General features: G+C 39.6%; 10 protein-coding genes. 5 read left to right on the top strand and 5 right to left on the bottom strand.

Annotated features, from left to right (window positions below):
• Window positions 1-8: 8 nt before the first annotated feature.
• From W293_RS0101120 to W293_RS0101140, 5 genes are read left to right on the top strand one after another with little or no spacing between them, the layout of a single operon-like run.
• Complete coding sequence (locus W293_RS0101120) at window positions 9-1,487, top strand: type I restriction-modification system subunit M (protein ID WP_025650699.1); 1,479 nt, start codon at window positions 9-11, stop codon at window positions 1,485-1,487.
• Complete coding sequence (locus W293_RS0101125; RefSeq protein WP_037024872.1) at window positions 1,487-3,358, top strand: DUF262 domain-containing protein; 1,872 nt, start codon at window positions 1,487-1,489, stop codon at window positions 3,356-3,358. Before W293_RS0101120 ends, W293_RS0101125 begins: the two co-directional genes overlap by 1 nt.
• Window positions 3,355-4,833, top strand: a complete 1,479-nt coding sequence (locus W293_RS0101130) for a type I restriction-modification system subunit M (protein WP_101212834.1) — start codon at window positions 3,355-3,357, stop codon at window positions 4,831-4,833. Before W293_RS0101125 ends, W293_RS0101130 begins: the two co-directional genes overlap by 4 nt.
• Entirely contained in the window at window positions 4,826-6,016 is a 1,191-nt protein-coding gene (locus W293_RS16655) for a restriction endonuclease subunit S (protein ID WP_025650702.1), read from the top strand. The genes W293_RS0101130 and W293_RS16655 overlap by 8 nt, the downstream gene beginning before the upstream one ends.
• 12 nt (window positions 6,017-6,028) lie before the next feature.
• Complete coding sequence (locus tag W293_RS0101140) at window positions 6,029-9,007, top strand: type I restriction endonuclease subunit R (protein ID WP_025650703.1); 2,979 nt, start codon at window positions 6,029-6,031, stop codon at window positions 9,005-9,007.
• 910 nt (window positions 9,008-9,917) lie between these two features.
• Here W293_RS0101140 and W293_RS0101145 read toward each other — a convergent pair.
• The 5 genes from W293_RS0101145 to W293_RS17125 form a co-directional block, all read right to left on the bottom strand.
• The gene (locus tag W293_RS0101145) at window positions 9,918-13,067 is read right to left on the bottom strand and encodes a tyrosine-type recombinase/integrase (protein WP_025650704.1); all 3,150 of its coding nucleotides are present in this window, start codon (window positions 13,065-13,067) and stop codon (window positions 9,918-9,920) included.
• Window positions 13,060-15,372, bottom strand: coding sequence for a hypothetical protein (locus W293_RS0101150; protein ID WP_025650705.1), 2,313 nt, complete (start codon window positions 15,370-15,372; stop codon window positions 13,060-13,062). Before W293_RS0101150 ends, W293_RS0101145 begins: the two co-directional genes overlap by 8 nt.
• On the bottom strand, window positions 15,359-15,796 hold the full coding sequence (locus W293_RS0101155) for a hypothetical protein (protein ID WP_025650706.1): 438 nt from the start codon (window positions 15,794-15,796) through the stop codon (window positions 15,359-15,361). The genes W293_RS0101150 and W293_RS0101155 overlap by 14 nt, the downstream gene beginning before the upstream one ends.
• 374 nt (window positions 15,797-16,170) lie before the next feature.
• Entirely contained in the window at window positions 16,171-16,389 is a 219-nt protein-coding gene (locus W293_RS0101160; RefSeq protein WP_025650707.1) for a helix-turn-helix domain-containing protein, read from the bottom strand.
• Between the two features lie 427 nt (window positions 16,390-16,816).
• Window positions 16,817-17,008, bottom strand: a complete 192-nt coding sequence (locus W293_RS17125; protein WP_156915590.1) for a hypothetical protein — start codon at window positions 17,006-17,008, stop codon at window positions 16,817-16,819.
• Between the last annotated feature and the right edge of the window lie 991 nt (window positions 17,009-17,999).

Genomic DNA, 17,999 nt, shown 5'->3' on the forward strand with positions numbered 1-17,999 from the left:
ATCTATTAATGAGTGAAGTCTTATCACTGTCCCAGTTAGAGCAATACCTTTCAAAAGCTGCTTGGATCCTAAAAGGTCCCGTCGATGCTTCAGATTTCAAGGTGTATATTTTCCCCCTCTTATTTTTCAAGCGTATCTCCGACGTTTATGACGAAGAATACAAACAGGCACTAGAAGAGTCTGACGGTGATATCGAATACGCATCTATGCCAGAAATGCACCGATTTGAAATACCACAAGGCTGTCACTGGAATGATGTGCGCGAAACGACCACTAATGTAGGCCAAGCCATTGAACAGGCGCTACGCGGCATTGAGCAAGCTAACCAAGGCTTTTTATACGGTATCTTTGGTGATGCTCAGTGGAGTAATAAGAATAAGCTGCCAGATAAGCTATTGATTGATCTGATTGAGCATTTCTCACAGTATCGTTTAGGCCATGAAAATGCTAATCCAGATATGTTAGGTAACGCCTACGAATATCTAATCAAGCACTTTGCTGACCTAACCAATAAAAAAGCAGGTGAGTTTTACACGCCGCGATCAGTAGTGCATTTGCTAGGACTTATTCTTGATCCGCACGAAGGTGAATCTGTCTATGACCCTGCATGTGGGACCGGAGGTATGCTATTAGAGTGTGTCGATAACCTGAAACATAACGGCGAAGACTTTCGTACGCTTAAACTCTATGGCCAAGAAAGAAATCTGACATCCAGTGCTATTGCACGTATGAATATGTTTTTACACGGCATAGAAGATTTTGAAATCCTGCGTGGTGATACCTTACGCGAGCCTGCCTTTTTCCAAGCCGATGGTTTAAAAACCTTTGATTGTGTCATAGCTAATCCGCCGTTCTCACTCAAAGATTGGGGCGCGGATAATTGGGCTAATGATCCCTATGGACGCAATATTGCTGGCGTGCCACCTAAAGGTAATGGCGACATGGCTTGGGTACAGCATATGGTTAAATCCATGAACAGTACAGGTCGTATGACCGTGGTATTGCCTCATGGTGCCCTATTTCGTAAAGGTGCTGAAGGTAAAATCCGTCAAGCATTACTAGAGCAGGGTATTTTAGAAGCCGTCATAGGTTTAGGTCCTAATGTATTCTACGGCACACAGTTAGCCGCATGTGTCATGGTCTTCAAACAAAACAAAGATGCCGATAAAAAAGGAAACGTTCTATTTATTGATGCCTCTGAACAAATACGTGTGGGCCGTGCACAAAACCACCTAGAACCAGAACACGTTCAGCAAATATATCAATGGTATAGCGATTACCAAGATGTCGAGAACTACGCTAAGGTAGCCAGTTTTGAAGACTTAAAAGAAAACGATTTCAATCTAAATATCCCACTCTACGTAGAGAAAATCATAGAAGACAACCTGCCCACTGTTGAAGAAGCTATGGCTGATTTAAAAGAAGCATGGCAAGCCAGCCTTGAAGCGGAAGAAAAGTTTAAAGCGATATTAAAGGAATTTTTATAATGAAGATGCCATCTAGCTCAGCAAAAGACAGACAGGTCTCTGTCTGGTTTCAAAAAATTCAAAGTGGTGAAATAAAACTACCTCGTTTTCAAAGACACCAAGCTTGGGATAAAAACAGAGTTTGCAGCCTGCTAGATACGGTTACCAAAAATCTACCGCTAGGCGTAACATTATTGCTTGATGTCGATAAAGAGCAGTTTGTATCAAGATATTTAGTTACTGCTCCGGAAACCCAAGGGCGTGTTACTGAGCACCTTCTAGATGGCCAGCAGCGTTTAACATCGCTGTGGCGAGCTTTGCACAATAACTATGAGGATATTAATTACTTTTTATACCTAAACGCTTACGATGAAAGCGTGCCCGAAAACGAAAAAACAGATGAGTCGGAAGTTTGGTATAAAGGTCGTTGGATAAATAAAAATGGTAACAGAATGCCGTTGTGGGTGGATGAGCCTAGTGAGTGCTTAAAACGTGGCCTAATACCCATGAACTTGTTTAGACCTGGTGATATTTCTGATGAAATTGAAGAGTGGATTGATTCTGCATTATCAAGTTCAGAACCAAGTATTGATGAAGAAGATTACAAAGCCCTATTAAAGCAATGGATGGGAAAACAAGAGAAGCTAAAAAACAAAATAAGGGACTTTAGAGAAGTCATTACGCACTTTAATCTTCCGTATCTTGCACTGCCTTCACAAACAAGCAAAGAAACCGCTTTACAAGTATTTATTAACATGAATACCAACAGCAAACCTTTATCACAGTACGATATTATTCGCGCAGAAATAGAAGGCGTTAAAGGCGTCTCTTTAGATGATTATCAAAATGAGTTAGACCAAAAATACCCAACAATTAAGCATTATTTTGAATTGCCATTTTTAATACTCGCTACCTCCGCATTAATACAAGGGAAGCTACCGAATCAGCGTGGCATGTGGGATATGAACAAAGAAGATATGGTCGATAACTGGGATAGGATGTCTCTAGGCCTGTCTAAAATGGCAACGTTTATGGAAAGCCAGGCTATTTATGACCGTGCTAGGTTACCCACCAATGCAGTATTAGCTGTGATTGCTGCATTATATGTTGATATACCTGAAAATTTAGACTCTAGAGGAAACTTTGAAATATTACTTAAAAAGTATCTTTGGTCTAGTTTCTTTACAGACCGTTATGAAAACGCTGCCGCCTCTCATGCATTTAACGACTTCATAATGCTTAGAAATATCATTACAGCAGTAACTAAAGCAGATGGCTCCCTCTATACTGAAAATGATGTTCAAGTTTTAAATCGTGATTTATATCCACTAGCAATTGATGATGAGTTAAAGCGGATTGGCTGGCCAAAACGCGAGAATATTCGCGGTCGAGGTATCATGGCTGTGTTTAGCAAACTAGGTGCTTACGATTTTGCTGATGGTTCGTCACTAACTAGACAACAACTTGTTGATGGCCGCAGACATTATCATCATGTGTTCCCTGATGCCTTATTAAAAGAAGTGGGAACGGAAAGTTACTTTGCACTGAACTGTGCACTAATTACCGATAAAACTAATTTAAATATCAGCAGTAAAGATCCACTCAGTTACCTGAAAGAACGTTATAACTGGACCAGCGAGGATATCGTCAATGCACGCCTGCAATCACATCTAATACCGTTGGATGAATTAAAGTGTGGGGACTACACTGGTTTATCTGGTGAAGAAAAAGCGGATAAGGTCAAAAATGACTTTGCTCAATTTATTGCTAAAAGAGCCGCTTATGTAGCGAATGCAATACACATTTTAGCTGAAGGTCGAGATATCAATGCCTCTGAAATTATTAGGGATGTTGAAGAACAAGCAAGTTTGATAGAGGAAGCATCAGTATGATGACCCAACAAGAACTAGAAAAGTACCTCTGGGGCGCAGCCACTACCTTACGCGGCACCATTGATGCTGGCGACTACAAGCAGTATATCTTTCCTTTACTATTCTTTAAGCGTATCTCTGACGTTTACGATGAAGAGTTTGAAAAAGCATTGGCTGAATCAGATGGCGATATGGAGTACGCCGCCTTTGCAGAAAACCACCATTTCCAAATTCCAGAAAGTGCGCGCTGGCAAGACGTTCGTGAAACTACGGTTAATATCGGTCAAGCACTGCAAGGCGCTATGCGTGCCATTGAACAAGCCAATCCTGACACCTTACAAGGTATTTTTGGTGATGCTAGCTGGACTAATAAAGATCGCCTATCCGACGCTATGCTTACTAACCTTATTGAGCATTACTCGCAGCACACGCTTAATTTAGCCAATGTACCTGACGATAAGCTAGGTAACGCTTATGAGTATCTGATTAAAGAGTTTGCTGATGATAGTGGCCATACGGCGGCTGAGTTTTATACCAACCGTACGGTAGTAAAGCTGATGACCATGATAATGGACCCACAGCCAGACGAATCTGTTTATGATCCAACTTGTGGTTCCGGTGGTTTATTGCTTAACTGTGCTCTGCATTTAAAAGATGAAGGCAAAGAATATCGTACCCTCAAATTATATGGCCAAGAAATTAACCTACTCACCTCAGCCATTGCCCGCATGAATATGTTTATGCATGGCATAGAAGAGTTTGAGATTGTACGTGGCGATACCTTGGCCAACCCAGGCTTAATAGAGAACGGTGAGCTAAAAAAGTTCAATGTAATATTGGCGAACCCGCCCTATTCGATTAAGTCATGGGACAGAAAATCTTTTGAGAATGATCCTTATGGTAGGAATCTATGGGGCACACCGCCGCAAGGCTGTGCAGACTATGCTTTTCAGCAGCATATTCAAAAAAGTTTGGACTTAAAGAACGGTCGGTCTGTGACTCTGTGGCCACATGGAGTATTGTTCCGAGATTTCGAAGCTAAAATACGTAAGGAAATGATTTCTGATGATGTAGTTGAATGTGTAATTAGTTTAGGTCCTAATCTTTTTTATAACTCATCTATGACTTCATGCTTATTAATAACCAATAATAATAAGACGCAAGATAGAAAAGGGAATGTACTTTTTATTCAAGCAGTTGATGAGGTGAGAAAGGAGAAAACAATAAGTTATTTAGATGAGCATCATATTAAGAAAATACATAGTGCTTATTTAAACTATGAAACTCTCTCTGGCTTTTCAAAGGTTATTAAAAACGAGGATATTTTAGCTGATAAAAACACCCGATTAAGTGTCCAGCTTTTCGTGGAAGATAAAGAGTCAGTAGGATTACGATTTGGTCAGGCTTTGTCTGATTGGGAAAATAAAGCTAGTGATTTGAAAGTATCCGTTAGTAAGCTGTTTGAAGCTCTCGATAAAGGCAATGAAAATGCTTAATAAAGTTATAAACCTAAAAATCGACAATATGAAATGGAATACTTTTCGCCTTGGCGAAATTGCTGAGGAAATTTCAGAGAGGGTTGATCACCCTTCAGAATCTGATTTAAAAAAATTCGTAGGTCTCCAGAACTTTATTTCGGGTGACTTGAATGTTAAAAACTTTGAATCAACTGAAAACTTAACTTCAGCAGCAAAATCTTTTAAAGCAGGCGATATCCTTTTCGCGAGAAGAAATGCTTATTTAAAACGAGCGTCCTTAGTAAACTTTGATGGAGTGTGTTCCGGTGATGCTTTTGTTTTACGTGAAAACCATGAATTAATAGAACCTGGATTTTTGGCATTTATAGTAAATTCTCCTGCTCTTTGGACCTATGCTAACTCTAATGCAGAAGGCACTATGTCAAAACGTGTCAAGTGGCGGGATTTAGCAGCTTTTGAGGTTAAACTTCCACCTATTGAAGAGCAAAAACGAATTAGTGATCTTTTATGGTCAAAAAACACAAATTTAGAAATGCTTGAAAGCTTGCTTAGTAAAGCTTTAGTAGCAAGAAAAGCATATTTTCAAGCTAAAATATCCTCTGACGAGTGCGTGAGAAATAAGTGGCATTCTGAAAAACTGAAAAACTTCGCTTCAATTGTAAGAGGCTCATCACCCCGACCTGCAGGAAGTCCGGAGCTCTTTAATGGAAGTTTTTTGCCTTGGGTTACTGTTGGGAGTCTCACAAAGAATACGTCACCGTTTTTACTTAAAGACCAGGTTAAATCATGCCTTACTGAAAAGGGAGCTCAGCAAACTCGAATAATACCACCTAATACAGTATTGCTTTCAAATAGTGGCTACTCACTGGGAGTACCCAGGATATTAACTTTCGAAGCAGGCGCTAATGACGGCGTAGCTGCATTTCTTGAACTTGAAGGTCTACAAAAGGAATACCTTTATTATTTTTTAGATTCGATTACAGATCACCTTAGAAACCGCATCGCCGCAGGGGCCGATCAACCTAATCTAAACACTACTAGAATAGGTAACTTGGAAATTCCAGTACTACCGATTTATATACAAGAAGAAATTGTAAGAGAAATGCTATCTTTTGATGAAACAATAAATTCAATAATTGTTTCTTTGAAATCTGGAAGAGAAGTGTTAATCGAGATGTTAAAACATATTTTTTCTAAGTAACGGACTACTAGAATGGCTTTTAATGAATTAAACAGCGTAGAGCACTACATCATCAATCAAATGAGTGGCCTTAATTTAAATGCTTCTCATGAGAGCAACCAGGTTAATGAGCCTCGCAGTCAGTATAGTGCCCAGTGGCAATTCCAATCCGCCGAGCAGCTTGGTCGTAGTGTTAATGAGGTGTTGATTGAGTCGCAAGTAAAAGCGGCACTATTGCGCTTAAACCCTGATATCCAAGCGAATCCTGCTTTGGCTGATGAAGTCATTCATGCTTTACGCGCTATTCTAATTTCGGTGAACCAAGTCGGTTTAGTCAAAGCCAACGAAGAGTTTTTCCAGTGGTTAACGGGCGAAAAGACCATGCCCTTTGGTAAGAATAATCACCATGTGTCTATTCGCCTAATCGACTTTGAAAACCTTGATAATAACCAATACGTCATTACCAACCAGTTTCGTATTCATTATAGAGAGACCAAAATACCCGATATCGTGATGATAATTAACGGTATTCCTGTCGTCGTCGGCGAAGCTAAAACCCCTATTCGCCCCTCTGTTAGCTGGCTAGACGGCGCGCATGAAATACACAATATTTATGAAAATGCTGTGCCACAGTTATTTGTACCTAATATCCTTTCCTTTGCTACTGAAGGCAAAGAGTTCTTTTATGGCTCTGTACGCTGTCCATTAGAATTTTGGGCACCTTGGCGTCTAAGTAATGATGACGATGCTATTGCTAGAAGCTTTGGTTTAGGTGGAGTGGCTAAAGAGTTAAAAGATCTACTTAACCCTGCACGCCTGCTCGATATCATGCGTAACTTCTCACTGTTCAGCAGTAATAAGAAAAAGCAGCGAATGAAAATAATACCGCGTTTTCAGCAGTATGAAGGCGCGAATAAAATCGTTGAGCGTGTCGTTGAAGGTAAAATCAAAAAAGGCTTAATCTGGCATTTTCAAGGCTCAGGTAAGTCCTTACTGATGGTGTTTGCCGCACAAAAACTGCGCCGTGAAGCAAAGCTAAAAAGCCCAACGGTTATTGTCCTAGTAGATAGAACCGACTTAGATACGCAGATAAGCGGCATCTTTAACGCTGCGGATATTGCTAACGTAGAAAGCACCGAAAGTATTAGAGAATTACAGCAAATGCTTGAGCGTGACACCCGCAAAATAATCGTTTCTACTATTCATAAGTTCCGTGATGCCAAACCTAATATGAATACCCGCGATAATATCATCGTGTTGGTAGATGAGGCCCACCGTACACAGGAAGGGGATTTAGGTCGTCAGATGCGCGCTGCATTACCTAATGCATTTCTATTTGGCTTAACCGGTACGCCCGTTAATAAAGCGGATAAGAATACGTTCTGGGCATTCGGTGCCGAGGAAGACCAAGGCGGCTATATGAGTCGCTATACCTTCCATGACTCCATTCGTGATGAAGCCACCCTACCCTTGCATTTTGAGCCACGCTTGGTTGATGTGCATATTGATAAAGAATCACTTGATAAAGCCTTTGCTGACTTTAAAGAAAGCCAAGCGTTAAGCGATGAAGACGCTGATGCTTTGAATAAGAAGTCAGCCAAAATGGCCGCCTTCTTAAAGTCGCCTGAGCGTATTACTAGAATAGCTGAAGACATTGCTATCCACTTTATGGAAAAAGTAGAGCCTCACGGCTTTAAAGCAATGATAGTAACGCCAGATCGTCATGCTTGCGTTCTATATAAAGAGGCACTGGATGAGCACTTTCCTGAAGCGGCCAGTAAAGTGATTATTTCTACTACCGCTAACGATGATTATGAGTTTAAGAAAAAATGGGGTATAGACAAGAGCCAACAAGAAAAAATTGTTGATGAATTTAATGACGCTAGCTCAGAGCTTAAATTTATTATCGTTACCGCAAAGCTTTTAACAGGTTTTGACGCGCCTATTTGTCAGACCATGTACTTAGATAAGTCCATGAAAGACCATACCTTGCTACAAGCGATTTGCCGAACCAACCGTCTATATCCAGGCAAGACTTTTGGCTGCATTGTTGATTACTTTGGTGTGTTTGATGATGCAGCAAAAGCGCTAGAGTTTGATGAGCTAGGTGCACAGCAAATCATTACTAACCTATCAGAGCTGCGCGAACAGCTCCCACAAGCCATGCACAATGCCTTGTCTCACTTTGAAAGCGTAGATAGAACCTTAGAAGGCTTTGAGGGCCTAGAAGCAGCACAGAACGCTATAGCCAATAATGAAAAGAAAGATGCTTTTGCGTTGGACTTTAAGTTTCTATTTAAGCTTTGGGAGTCGTTATCACCGGATTCAGTGTTAGATAACTATAACCAAGATTATAAATGGCTGGCTCAGGTGTATGAGTCGGTCAAGCCCGCCTCTGACAGTATCGGTAAATTGCTTTGGTTGACACTGGGTGCACAGACTACCAAATTGATCCATGACAACGTGCATGTGGGTAGTGTGCATGTCTTAGATGAATTTGTCATGGATGCAAATATCATCGAAGATATCTTCAATAATCCTAGTCCGAAAAAAGTAAAGCAACTAGAGAAAGCTTTAGTTGAGCGCTTTAAGGGTGCAGGCGACTTGCCTACTTTTAAGTCTCTAAGTGAACGCCTTGAGGCTTTACGAGATAAAGCTGAAAAAGGTTTAGTAGCTTCCATTGATTTTGTAAAAGAGCTTTGTAAAATTGCGAAAGAAACCGTTCAAGCAGAAAAAGAGCTAGAAATCGAGGTCCAAGAGAAATCACCTACATCGGCTTTGTCTGAACTATTTCTAGAACTGAAAACAGATCAAACACCAGCGGTGGTCGAACGCATTGTTGTTGATATTGATGCCATCGTGAGAATTGTGCGCTTTCCTGGCTGGCAAACCACTAGCGCTGGCGAGCGTGAGGTACAAAAATCCTTACGTAAAGCACTTTTGAAGTACAAGCTACACAAAGATCAAGAACTATTCGATCGAGCTTATGCTTATATTAAGGAGTATTATTAGATTCTTGAATGGTCATCGCAAATTAAATGTTAGGTTAGTTTAATGGATAGATATTTCTGCAAGTTTCAGTGTGTTAGAAACATACATTTTAGTATTTTTGAGAGCCTAACTAACTAGAGTTTAGTTACTAAAAATATAGCCAAGACCTCAACATGCAAAGTTTGTAGTTAACTTCTTAAATCTTATTTTTTATAAGGTAGTCGAGAAGATATTGGGATTTACGTACGTGACAACGTGAAAGCTATTAGCTACCTACCTTTTAACATATCGTAACCGGTGAAAGGTATTAAAAAGTCGCGGATAAAAATAGCTGTACGCCACACAGTGTATGCCTTGTCACGTTGTCACGCTAAAACCACCTATACTCCGCTACTGTGAATATATCAAAAGCTATTAAATATTCACGCTCTATCTAATAAGATGATACTTTATGAGTTATAAATCTCGAGTAAATAGCCGATGCATTATTATTTGGTTAAAACCTTAAAATCTAATTGCAATTCCTTTTTCTTGGCTTTGAACTGAAACTAACACTTAGATAGAGGCTAATTACTATAGTTAAAGTTATTATTCTCATTGTTAGTATTATTTTTTAGTAGTCACTTAAGAGTTACTCCTGCCACAGTACCTATCACTACCACATCTAACGAGGTAAGGTATTCCATTTATCGTATACACTAACCTTTTCTAAACGTGACAACGTGACAATCCTTATACTCTCTAGTGTTTAGAAGAATATTATCTGTGACAAAATTTTAATCATATAGAGCAAAAATCATCTTCTAGCCCGTTGACCATATAGCTTGTCACTCTGTCACCTTGCTCATACGAACTACTTGAATAAATCAGCTTGATAACTACTGCAAGCTACATAAAAAAAGCAATCATTCAGAATTACAAAAGGCTGTATCTAGTTTTCAACTAATATTATAAGTAAGTATCCCACATACTTCAAAATTCCTGACGAGGAATAATAATCATCTGTTATAGCCATATTTTTATCAGATCTTCTCCGCTTTTTCTGTACTACCCTAACCTCATAACCATGGAAACTCTCACGAGCACCAATACGTATTGAGCTATTCAGTCCAAGCTCTTTTTTAATATCACGCACTGCCTGTTCGCTATGTGCTCTAATTCGCCAATGACTGGCATCGATAAGCTGACAACCTACTTCCATGAACTGCTGTAGCATTTTAAGCTGAGTCTCTTTAATACCAAAATGAATCGATGAGGTGTTTAAGTTTTTTTTACCTGTAAATATTCCTACAAACGATTTCAGTCTAGCAGGCTCATCAATTGACATCTGATATGCTCGATCAAGCGCTTTAACTAGAACCTCTTGGTTTTTATGTCCCGTCGGCGCACTCAAAAGCAGCCTATCATCAGTAAAAATCTGACTGGCTCTATCGTAAATCTGTCTAGCATCATTGACAGCGATACCATGCTGAAGTGCGACCTCTGCCAACTGATCCGCTCTTTTATCAACACTTGTTTTTTGCAGCTCTTCTAACAGTGCAATCACATCATAAATTCTAGGATGGACAAATAGAGACGGTCGAGTATTCGCTGCGTCATTTTGTGTGTTTTGCTCATAATCTGTATTAGCTGGTGTTCTGTTATAAGAGAGTAGAGACTCTTTGCTCGCAACCTTATTGATTAAATAGCCACGCATTTTATCAAGATGAACCTGTTTGGTGTTAGGACTATAAGCTCTGCCATTCTGTCTATTCACCGTCTGATAACCAATACCTGTCACCATCTCAAACACGGTTATCGGCATAACAAGTGTGGCTTGACTCATTTGCCATCCAGCCAATAGATGAGCGGTATGCATATAATATTCAAACGTAGTATCTGGCGTTAGATGCCCTGCAAAGCTAGCTAGCCCAAACCACATCCCCTTTTCTTTATTATTAGCAAGCACGGCGCTAACGATAGATTCACTATGGGCTGTACCATAATCTGTCATCACCTCTCTAAGTGGCGAGTCGTTTAACACCAGGACCAATTGGCTAATTGCAGTATGCCGAAAGCTATGAAAGGTGAAATCATGGGTACTCAGCAATCTATCCCATATTATTTTCATCATATTACTAAAGAATACGGACGGTAGTGGCTGGTCACCTGAGCCTTGTGAGAATAAATAATTTCTTTTTAACCTTTTTTGTTGATAATAGAATGCGATGAAGGGCTTTAACTCATCATCCTTGAAAAGCCTGTCTATCGGTATCACCCGTTTAGAACTACTGCTTTTTAGCCGGCGATAGCGGTTGGGCTTGAGGATTATTTTTGGCACTTCAACCACTTGGCCATTAATAAACCCTATATCTGCAATGTCGCTAACCTTAATACCAATAATTTCGTTAATTCGCATACCAGTCCGATAAGCAAGCGCCAGTACAATAAAACATAGCTGCTTTTGTTCTATCTCTAACTCTGATGTTTGGATATAACTTCTCATCGCTCTATACACGCGCGGTGATATCATTTCAGCTTTGACAACTTGCCGATTATTACCCCAGGGAAAATGCACATAAGGCGCATCAAAGTGCATACGCTGATGATCATGAAATGCTTTCAAACGGCCATAAGTAAATTTCTGACTGTCTTTTAAACGATCAAGATAAGATAGCGGTTGACCAGTAGTATGGTTATCATTATCTATACCACTATATGTATCGTCAAACTCTGACGACTTGCACAGTACAGAAAACTTGCGACCATCTTTTACCTTACTTTGAATAATTTGCTCGTACACTTCCTCAAAGTCATTACCCTCCCACTGATCAATATCCTCATCCAACGTCAGCATTAGCCAGTCGCGACCAATACAGCCAGCATATTTACTAATAGTATTTAGTCTAATACTATTATCACCGAGCAATGATAATACCCAGCTAAGCAAGCGTCGCGCATTAGGCTGGCTAGCGTCTGTCATTAATATTGTGATAGTACAAATAGCGGCGTTTCTAGTCAATTTGAGTGCATCTTGCAGCTCTTTGATCAGATTTTTGCTAAAGCTTGGATAAACTGTGGCATCTCTCTTGTCCTGCGATTTTCCTACCGTCTGATAACTGGCATCAAACAGCTCAGACCACTCGAGTGGCTCAGGGTTTTGATTGATGAGCTCTCGGTTATAATGGATTAGCTTCTCAGTAGGCAAACCTGTTGTCTTTATATCATCTTGTTTCACCACGGCTAGCGCACCATCGATTAGACTACCCTCTAGCTGTCGCCAGTGGTAGTTGGCATATTTGATGAGCATTGAGTGCTGCGGGCGATCGATATCTTTATTGGTGAGTTTAAGCGTTTGTGAGATATCGTTGATTATGGTATTAAATGGCTTTATCTTGGCAGTGTTTAACTCTTTATCCTTTAGAGCATATAAAAAACATAGGCCCATATCATCGGGAATATAATCAACAAAACGATGTAAGCTTTCGCTGTCATCTAGCGTAGTTCCATAATTATCATCAGGTACGCTAAGCGGTATTATAGCCAAACATTCTACTCTGCTTTTTTCATCAGTCGCTGACATGTTAATTTTATATATACGGCGCTCACCAAATAGCCAATCATAGAGCGCTTTTAACACCTCAATGTCGTTGATACCGCCATACATGATGCTGCAATATAATAATCCCTCAACCAAGTCATTCATTGAAAAACGCCGTTTTCGTTGCCAAGACTCTATCATCATAGCGCTACTGTCTGCCACAGCGCACCCATTCACAAACCAATCATAATTAATGGTCAAGCGCTCACGAGTCGCCAGTATCGGTACAACAGGCTCGTTAAGGTATATCTGGTGAGCTTTATTATAATCACGAATAAACTCTAAAAATCCGCGCCGCGCCAATTGAAAGTTTTGAGCGGTATCGAACTTCTCCTCTAGTAACTGGTTAATCGCTTCATAATGATGCTGCAGCTCACAAGGCGATTGCATAGGATATTGATTGATATATTCTTTAATTAGGGCTTTAGCATCATACTTGATACTGTTTTTAGCTTCTTCTCTATTCAGCTGTCGCATTTTATGAGCGCTAATGTTATCCATATAGGCGAACCTCAATTTGTTTTAAGTGAAGGTCTGTAGCAATCGCATCTAAATGGGAACTGAGCTGGTGCAGCTGATTAATAGAGCTTGATGACATCGGATGCATAAATTCCTGATCAGGATGCTCATGACCATAAAGGGCACAAATCAGATAGTCAGGCACGCGCCCCGTAAGCATGGATCTCAGCTGATGACGCAGCCAATTATCCTGATGACTAAAAAAGTCTTGCAACTGGTAGCGAACTTGGCTTGGCGTAATGCTAGTAAAGCCCTTTGGGTTCTTTTTATAGAGCTGAATGAGAGGACGCTCAGATTGCAAGATGTCGTTGATAGGATAAGGCGCTGCTGGACATAATGGATTATAGATGGCGGCAAATTGCTTAATATAAGTCATATAGTTTTGTATAGCAGTTATCAAAAACTTGCTAAGAGGAATGAGCCTGCCATCAGACTGCGCATGACGCTCTTCTTTGTCAGATACCCATAATATACGCCGCTTCAAATCAAACTGATTGAGTAATCCTGGTGCATGTCTGACTGGGCGAATACCCGTTTGGATCAGGATAATGTGCCATAGCCAAATGCTATAACTATTGAACTGCGCAATATAGCGATCCATGTGGGATTTTAACTTTCCATTAAAACTCTCAGCACTGATAGCCAGTTGATTAAAGAACTGCTGGCACATTGTGGTCTTTAGTACCATATCACTACCAATATGGCTTCTATGCCCGTTCATCGGTACGCTACACTCATCTATTAAAAGTACTTTTTGCTCATCATTGCAGTATTCAGTTATCAGCTCTACCGCTTTTATATAAGTTTGCTCTAGCTCTACCGTTTTAGTGCTAGTGTAATACAGCGCAGAGCTATGCCTTACATCAACACCTGTGATCATGTCGGCATGTAGGGGCTTATTAAGTTCGTTTTTAATAAGGATAAATAGCCCGGCTTCAATATATTGAGGACTCAGTGCTGGCAGGTTCAATATATCTTTAGCGTAAGAGATAGCGGCTTTAACATTACCAGGTGAAACGGTAATTTTATCCTCAAGCATGATTTGTAAAGCTTCAGGCAGTGCGCGATAAAAGGTACTGCCGTTGCTTTGTCTGTGGGCAAGCAGATGACTTCGAGTATTGGTCGTCACATCGATCGTGATGGCGATACTACTGATTTTACGGACACGGTCATAGACGAAATACTGCCGTTGACTGCGACTGCATTGCCAATCAGCAATGATGCTATCAATACTAAGACCGCTTAACAGTGACAGTAGTAAAACTGCATACCCAGTACCACTCTCTTTATCAACATTCATAAAGCGTTGCCAAAGCGTGGCAAATAACATCTGATATCCGGTAATGCTTAGCTGACGATGATTGGTTGGGAAATGAAATTGGTTACGGCGGGCGTGTTGATGGTTATTTTTCAATCGCCATTGCTGCAGCTCAGAAGATTTAGCAATTTGCAGAGCTGGCTTAAAATCATTGTCTAGCAATGGCACTTCGTTGTCATCGGCAATATTTTCAGCGATTGCCACATTACTGTGCTTTTTTGATTGTTTCGTACCAAACACTATTCTTTGTAGCGGCTCACCATCGATATGCGCCACTATCTTGGTGACTGTTTGAGACAACTTTACGCGTTTAGTATCTTCATTATAGGTTTTACCAATAAAAGCCTTATTATCAATTGCTACTTCATAAGCCAACCTAATTTGACCAATTTTACTACCAAGATATTGGTTCGCTTTTTCACCTGTTGCCTCTTCCTGTTTGACGCTTGCTTCATATTGTCTGATATAAGGTAAACATGAGGACAAGCTATCGCACTGAGCATGAGTGCTGATTAACTGGTCGAGAATGCCACGTTGTGGATCAGAAGGTCTTAGCGCCATACGAACACGCACACCAAGCTTATCTATTTTGGCAAAGTGTTTGTTGTGGCGTACTGTGATCATAAATATCACTTTTAAGTAGCCACTCATAAATCGCCAAGCATTATTATTTATATTAACTTCGCCATATGCCTGATAAAAGACAATCAGCATATAGGTAACCGCCCACTCTACTGTTTTACCTTGCCGAATGATTTCTTTAATCACATCTTCACAGTCTATACCAGTAAGTTCTGCAAAATTCTCACCTGGTTTTAAATACAACAAACCAATATCATCATCTTGCACCAGACTAATCACATCAATCACGAGCTGGCGCATTTGTACGTTATGCAGTGAGTCTGTTGGAATAAGCTTATCCAACACTCGCCTAGTAGTCACATCATCAAATAATTTAGTTTGACTCATAAGAGGCATCCATCCAATCCATGTTTTTGTGCAGTCCCAACATCACCTCATCATTAACCGCCTTGCCCTGCTGATACTCATAAGCACTTTGGCTGATACCAGCAAACTGACAATAATTGTCTACCGTAAGACGCTCTATATTCATAAGTTCGCAAATAATACTTTTTGGTGCACTATTACTGAGTGCCTTAAAAAACTCAGGATGATGAGTCCCTCTTGCGAAAGCCAGCTCAACAACCTCACTCCAAGCCAAGTACTTAATGTCTTGTAAGCTTTCAGCCGCAATCAAGCAAGGCTGACGCAAACTAACCTCTTCTGTAAGAACCCTATCAATACGTCTAAATTCATTAAAAAAATAGTAAGCGCCGTCTGGTTTAGATACTAAGCGTAGCGGTGGTCGATAATAGTCATTAAAACTATTCATGTTTACACCAACTACTCTCGGTCTAAATTGTTGCCACATCAATAATGCCTTCTGAGCATGTGTATGAATAACCAGATTAGATTTACTAAAAGTTATAAACTTTTGAATAGGCTTTAGATGAATATTATTCATTTTTTAACTAATTATAGTGAATTATATTAACTATAATATGTTATAACCTACCAGCTGTAAAGACTTTAATATTTCTGTTATATTTTTATCTTTAATACTTTAAATATTGATTTAGAAAAATCTTTTAGACAAAAAAATACTCTCCAACCTATTATAAATAAAGGCTGAAGAGTATTTTAAAATTTCAATTCTAGTCGGGTGAGGAGGTTAACGTCTTATAGCAGTCGACCTTCCTATAAAGCTTAGTTTTCTTCATTCTCATCGGGAACATACTTTAAAACATCCCCTGGATTGACTTTTAATACCTGGCACAACTTACTCAGGGTATCGAATTCTATGCGAGTTGTCTCATCGTTATAAATTCTATGAAGCGTTGATTTGCTGATATCTGTCATTCTTACTAAATCTGCAACTCGCAACCTTCTTTCCGCTAAAAGCACTGGTAGATTACATAAAATCACAATAAAATCCTTATTGGTAAGTAAAAAATACTTGCCAGTGATTACTTTTCTGTTAAAATAATACTCGTTGGCAATAACTAAGTTTCCGTCAAAAACTATTTTGTGCTGACTAACGCTTTATTATGTCATAGACTCATCTTATCGCTCAATAGCTGGCTAACTATGATGGGTGCGACTCGTTCGATAGATATAGATACTATAAAAATGTGACACTAATCATAGTCATTCTGCCATTAAGAAGGAGTATATTATGGGCATCAGGATTGAATGGAGCATGACACAAAATGCTTGGGACAAACGGGTCTGTGAGGATTATTGGTCCTATGATCATAAAACTAGCTATGTAGATTATGTCCGTATGCTTTGTCAAAAATATAATATCAGTTCACACATATTATTTGAAACCATAAGCCAATGCTATGCTTGCTTAGATGATGTGTGCTGTGAATATTGCGGGAGCGCCTGTCCCATTGATGTACCTGCTGATATCGCCTATATGCGGGCAAAAGAGAGTTGGTTTTGTGCAGTATGCGAGCATGCAATGTGGAGAAGTGACTTTATTAGTAAATAAATAATCAAAGCTACTTTCAGCTAAAAAACTGATATTTTTATCTGACATAATCAACTCCTTTCACTTAAAACAATAACTATATTCGTATTCATGACGATTTGGTTCTCGTTGACTTTATCCCAGATAGTTTACGAGTAATTGATTAGGTCTCTATCGGTCAGATTTTCAGCATCGAATAGCTCATTTAACCTTGCAACTATTTTTAATAGCCAGTCCTCTTATTTATCCTTAGCTTTGCCAGCTCCACCGCTACCAGTATTCAGCGGAAAGAAACTACCCTCTTACAGTTTTAAATCCTGTTGACGTAGCTTAAAAAAGCGGTAGTGACTCATTATCATATTACTGAAATAAACCTCATCATCATCGAGCCTTTCACGTAGCATAGGTTGTAAATGGCGAGTATAAAGACTTAGCTTCTCTATATCCCTATTATCGTAATCGATAACCTGCGACATAAATTCGTACTGATGGGTTTGATAATGTTAATCTTGTACTAAGTCGCTTCTGCGTATCAACAGTCCTGTTAGTATTTATCATTGTGTGCTTATTAGGCTTTAAACAGTGGGCTAGTGCTAAAGTTCACTGATGAATATGCTTTTAGTAAAATTACTTTATGGATCAAGTAGTAATTTCTTAGATGCTTATAGCCTTATTAACGAGGGTTTTCGATTCTTATTTTGATGAACAAATGTCGATAATTATTAGATATAGGTAGTAGCAAAAAATGATGCTAACGCTATATACGGCCTATTGTTAGCACCTTTTTTTAGTTCGAGAACTTACTCAGGTGAGTTTGTCAAAATTGGGGTTTGCCCGCTATCTTCTTAACGGCCTCTGCTTTAAATTCTGTGCTATAAGTTCTGGTTTTCTTGGTCATGGTAAACTCCGATTAATAAGCTTAGTTTACCAAGTTTATCTCTACGGTTTCTTCAGCATAGCTCAAGTGTGAACAAGCCAAATTGGCGTTGCCTAATAAAGGGAGCCTCTTTTTTCCCTTTGCCACGTGGCGTACGAATGGCATCATAGATATAAGCTATTT

It is taken from the genome of Psychrobacter sp. TB67, assembly GCF_000511065.1.
Taxonomy (GTDB): Bacteria; Pseudomonadota; Gammaproteobacteria; order Pseudomonadales; family Moraxellaceae; genus Psychrobacter; species Psychrobacter okhotskensis.

What these genes read in the sequence shown, in the direction of transcription:
- W293_RS0101120 (WP_025650699.1), top strand. Translation starts at nt 9, where the DNA reads ATGAGTGAAGTCTTATCACTGTCCCAGTTAGAGCAATACCTTTCAAAA.
- W293_RS0101125 (WP_037024872.1), top strand. Translation starts at nt 1,487, where the DNA reads ATGAAGATGCCATCTAGCTCAGCAAAAGACAGACAGGTCTCTGTCTGG.
- W293_RS0101130 (WP_101212834.1), top strand. Translation starts at nt 3,355, where the DNA reads ATGATGACCCAACAAGAACTAGAAAAGTACCTCTGGGGCGCAGCCACT.
- W293_RS16655 (WP_025650702.1), top strand. Translation starts at nt 4,826, where the DNA reads ATGCTTAATAAAGTTATAAACCTAAAAATCGACAATATGAAATGGAAT.
- W293_RS0101140 (WP_025650703.1), top strand. Translation starts at nt 6,029, where the DNA reads ATGGCTTTTAATGAATTAAACAGCGTAGAGCACTACATCATCAATCAA.
- W293_RS0101145 (WP_025650704.1), bottom strand. Translation starts at nt 13,067, where the DNA reads ATGGATAACATTAGCGCTCATAAAATGCGACAGCTGAATAGAGAAGAA.
- W293_RS0101150 (WP_025650705.1), bottom strand. Translation starts at nt 15,372, where the DNA reads ATGAGTCAAACTAAATTATTTGATGATGTGACTACTAGGCGAGTGTTG.
- W293_RS0101155 (WP_025650706.1), bottom strand. Translation starts at nt 15,796, where the DNA reads ATGAATAGTTTTAATGACTATTATCGACCACCGCTACGCTTAGTATCT.
- W293_RS17125 (WP_156915590.1), bottom strand. Translation starts at nt 17,008, where the DNA reads ATGTCAGATAAAAATATCAGTTTTTTAGCTGAAAGTAGCTTTGATTAT.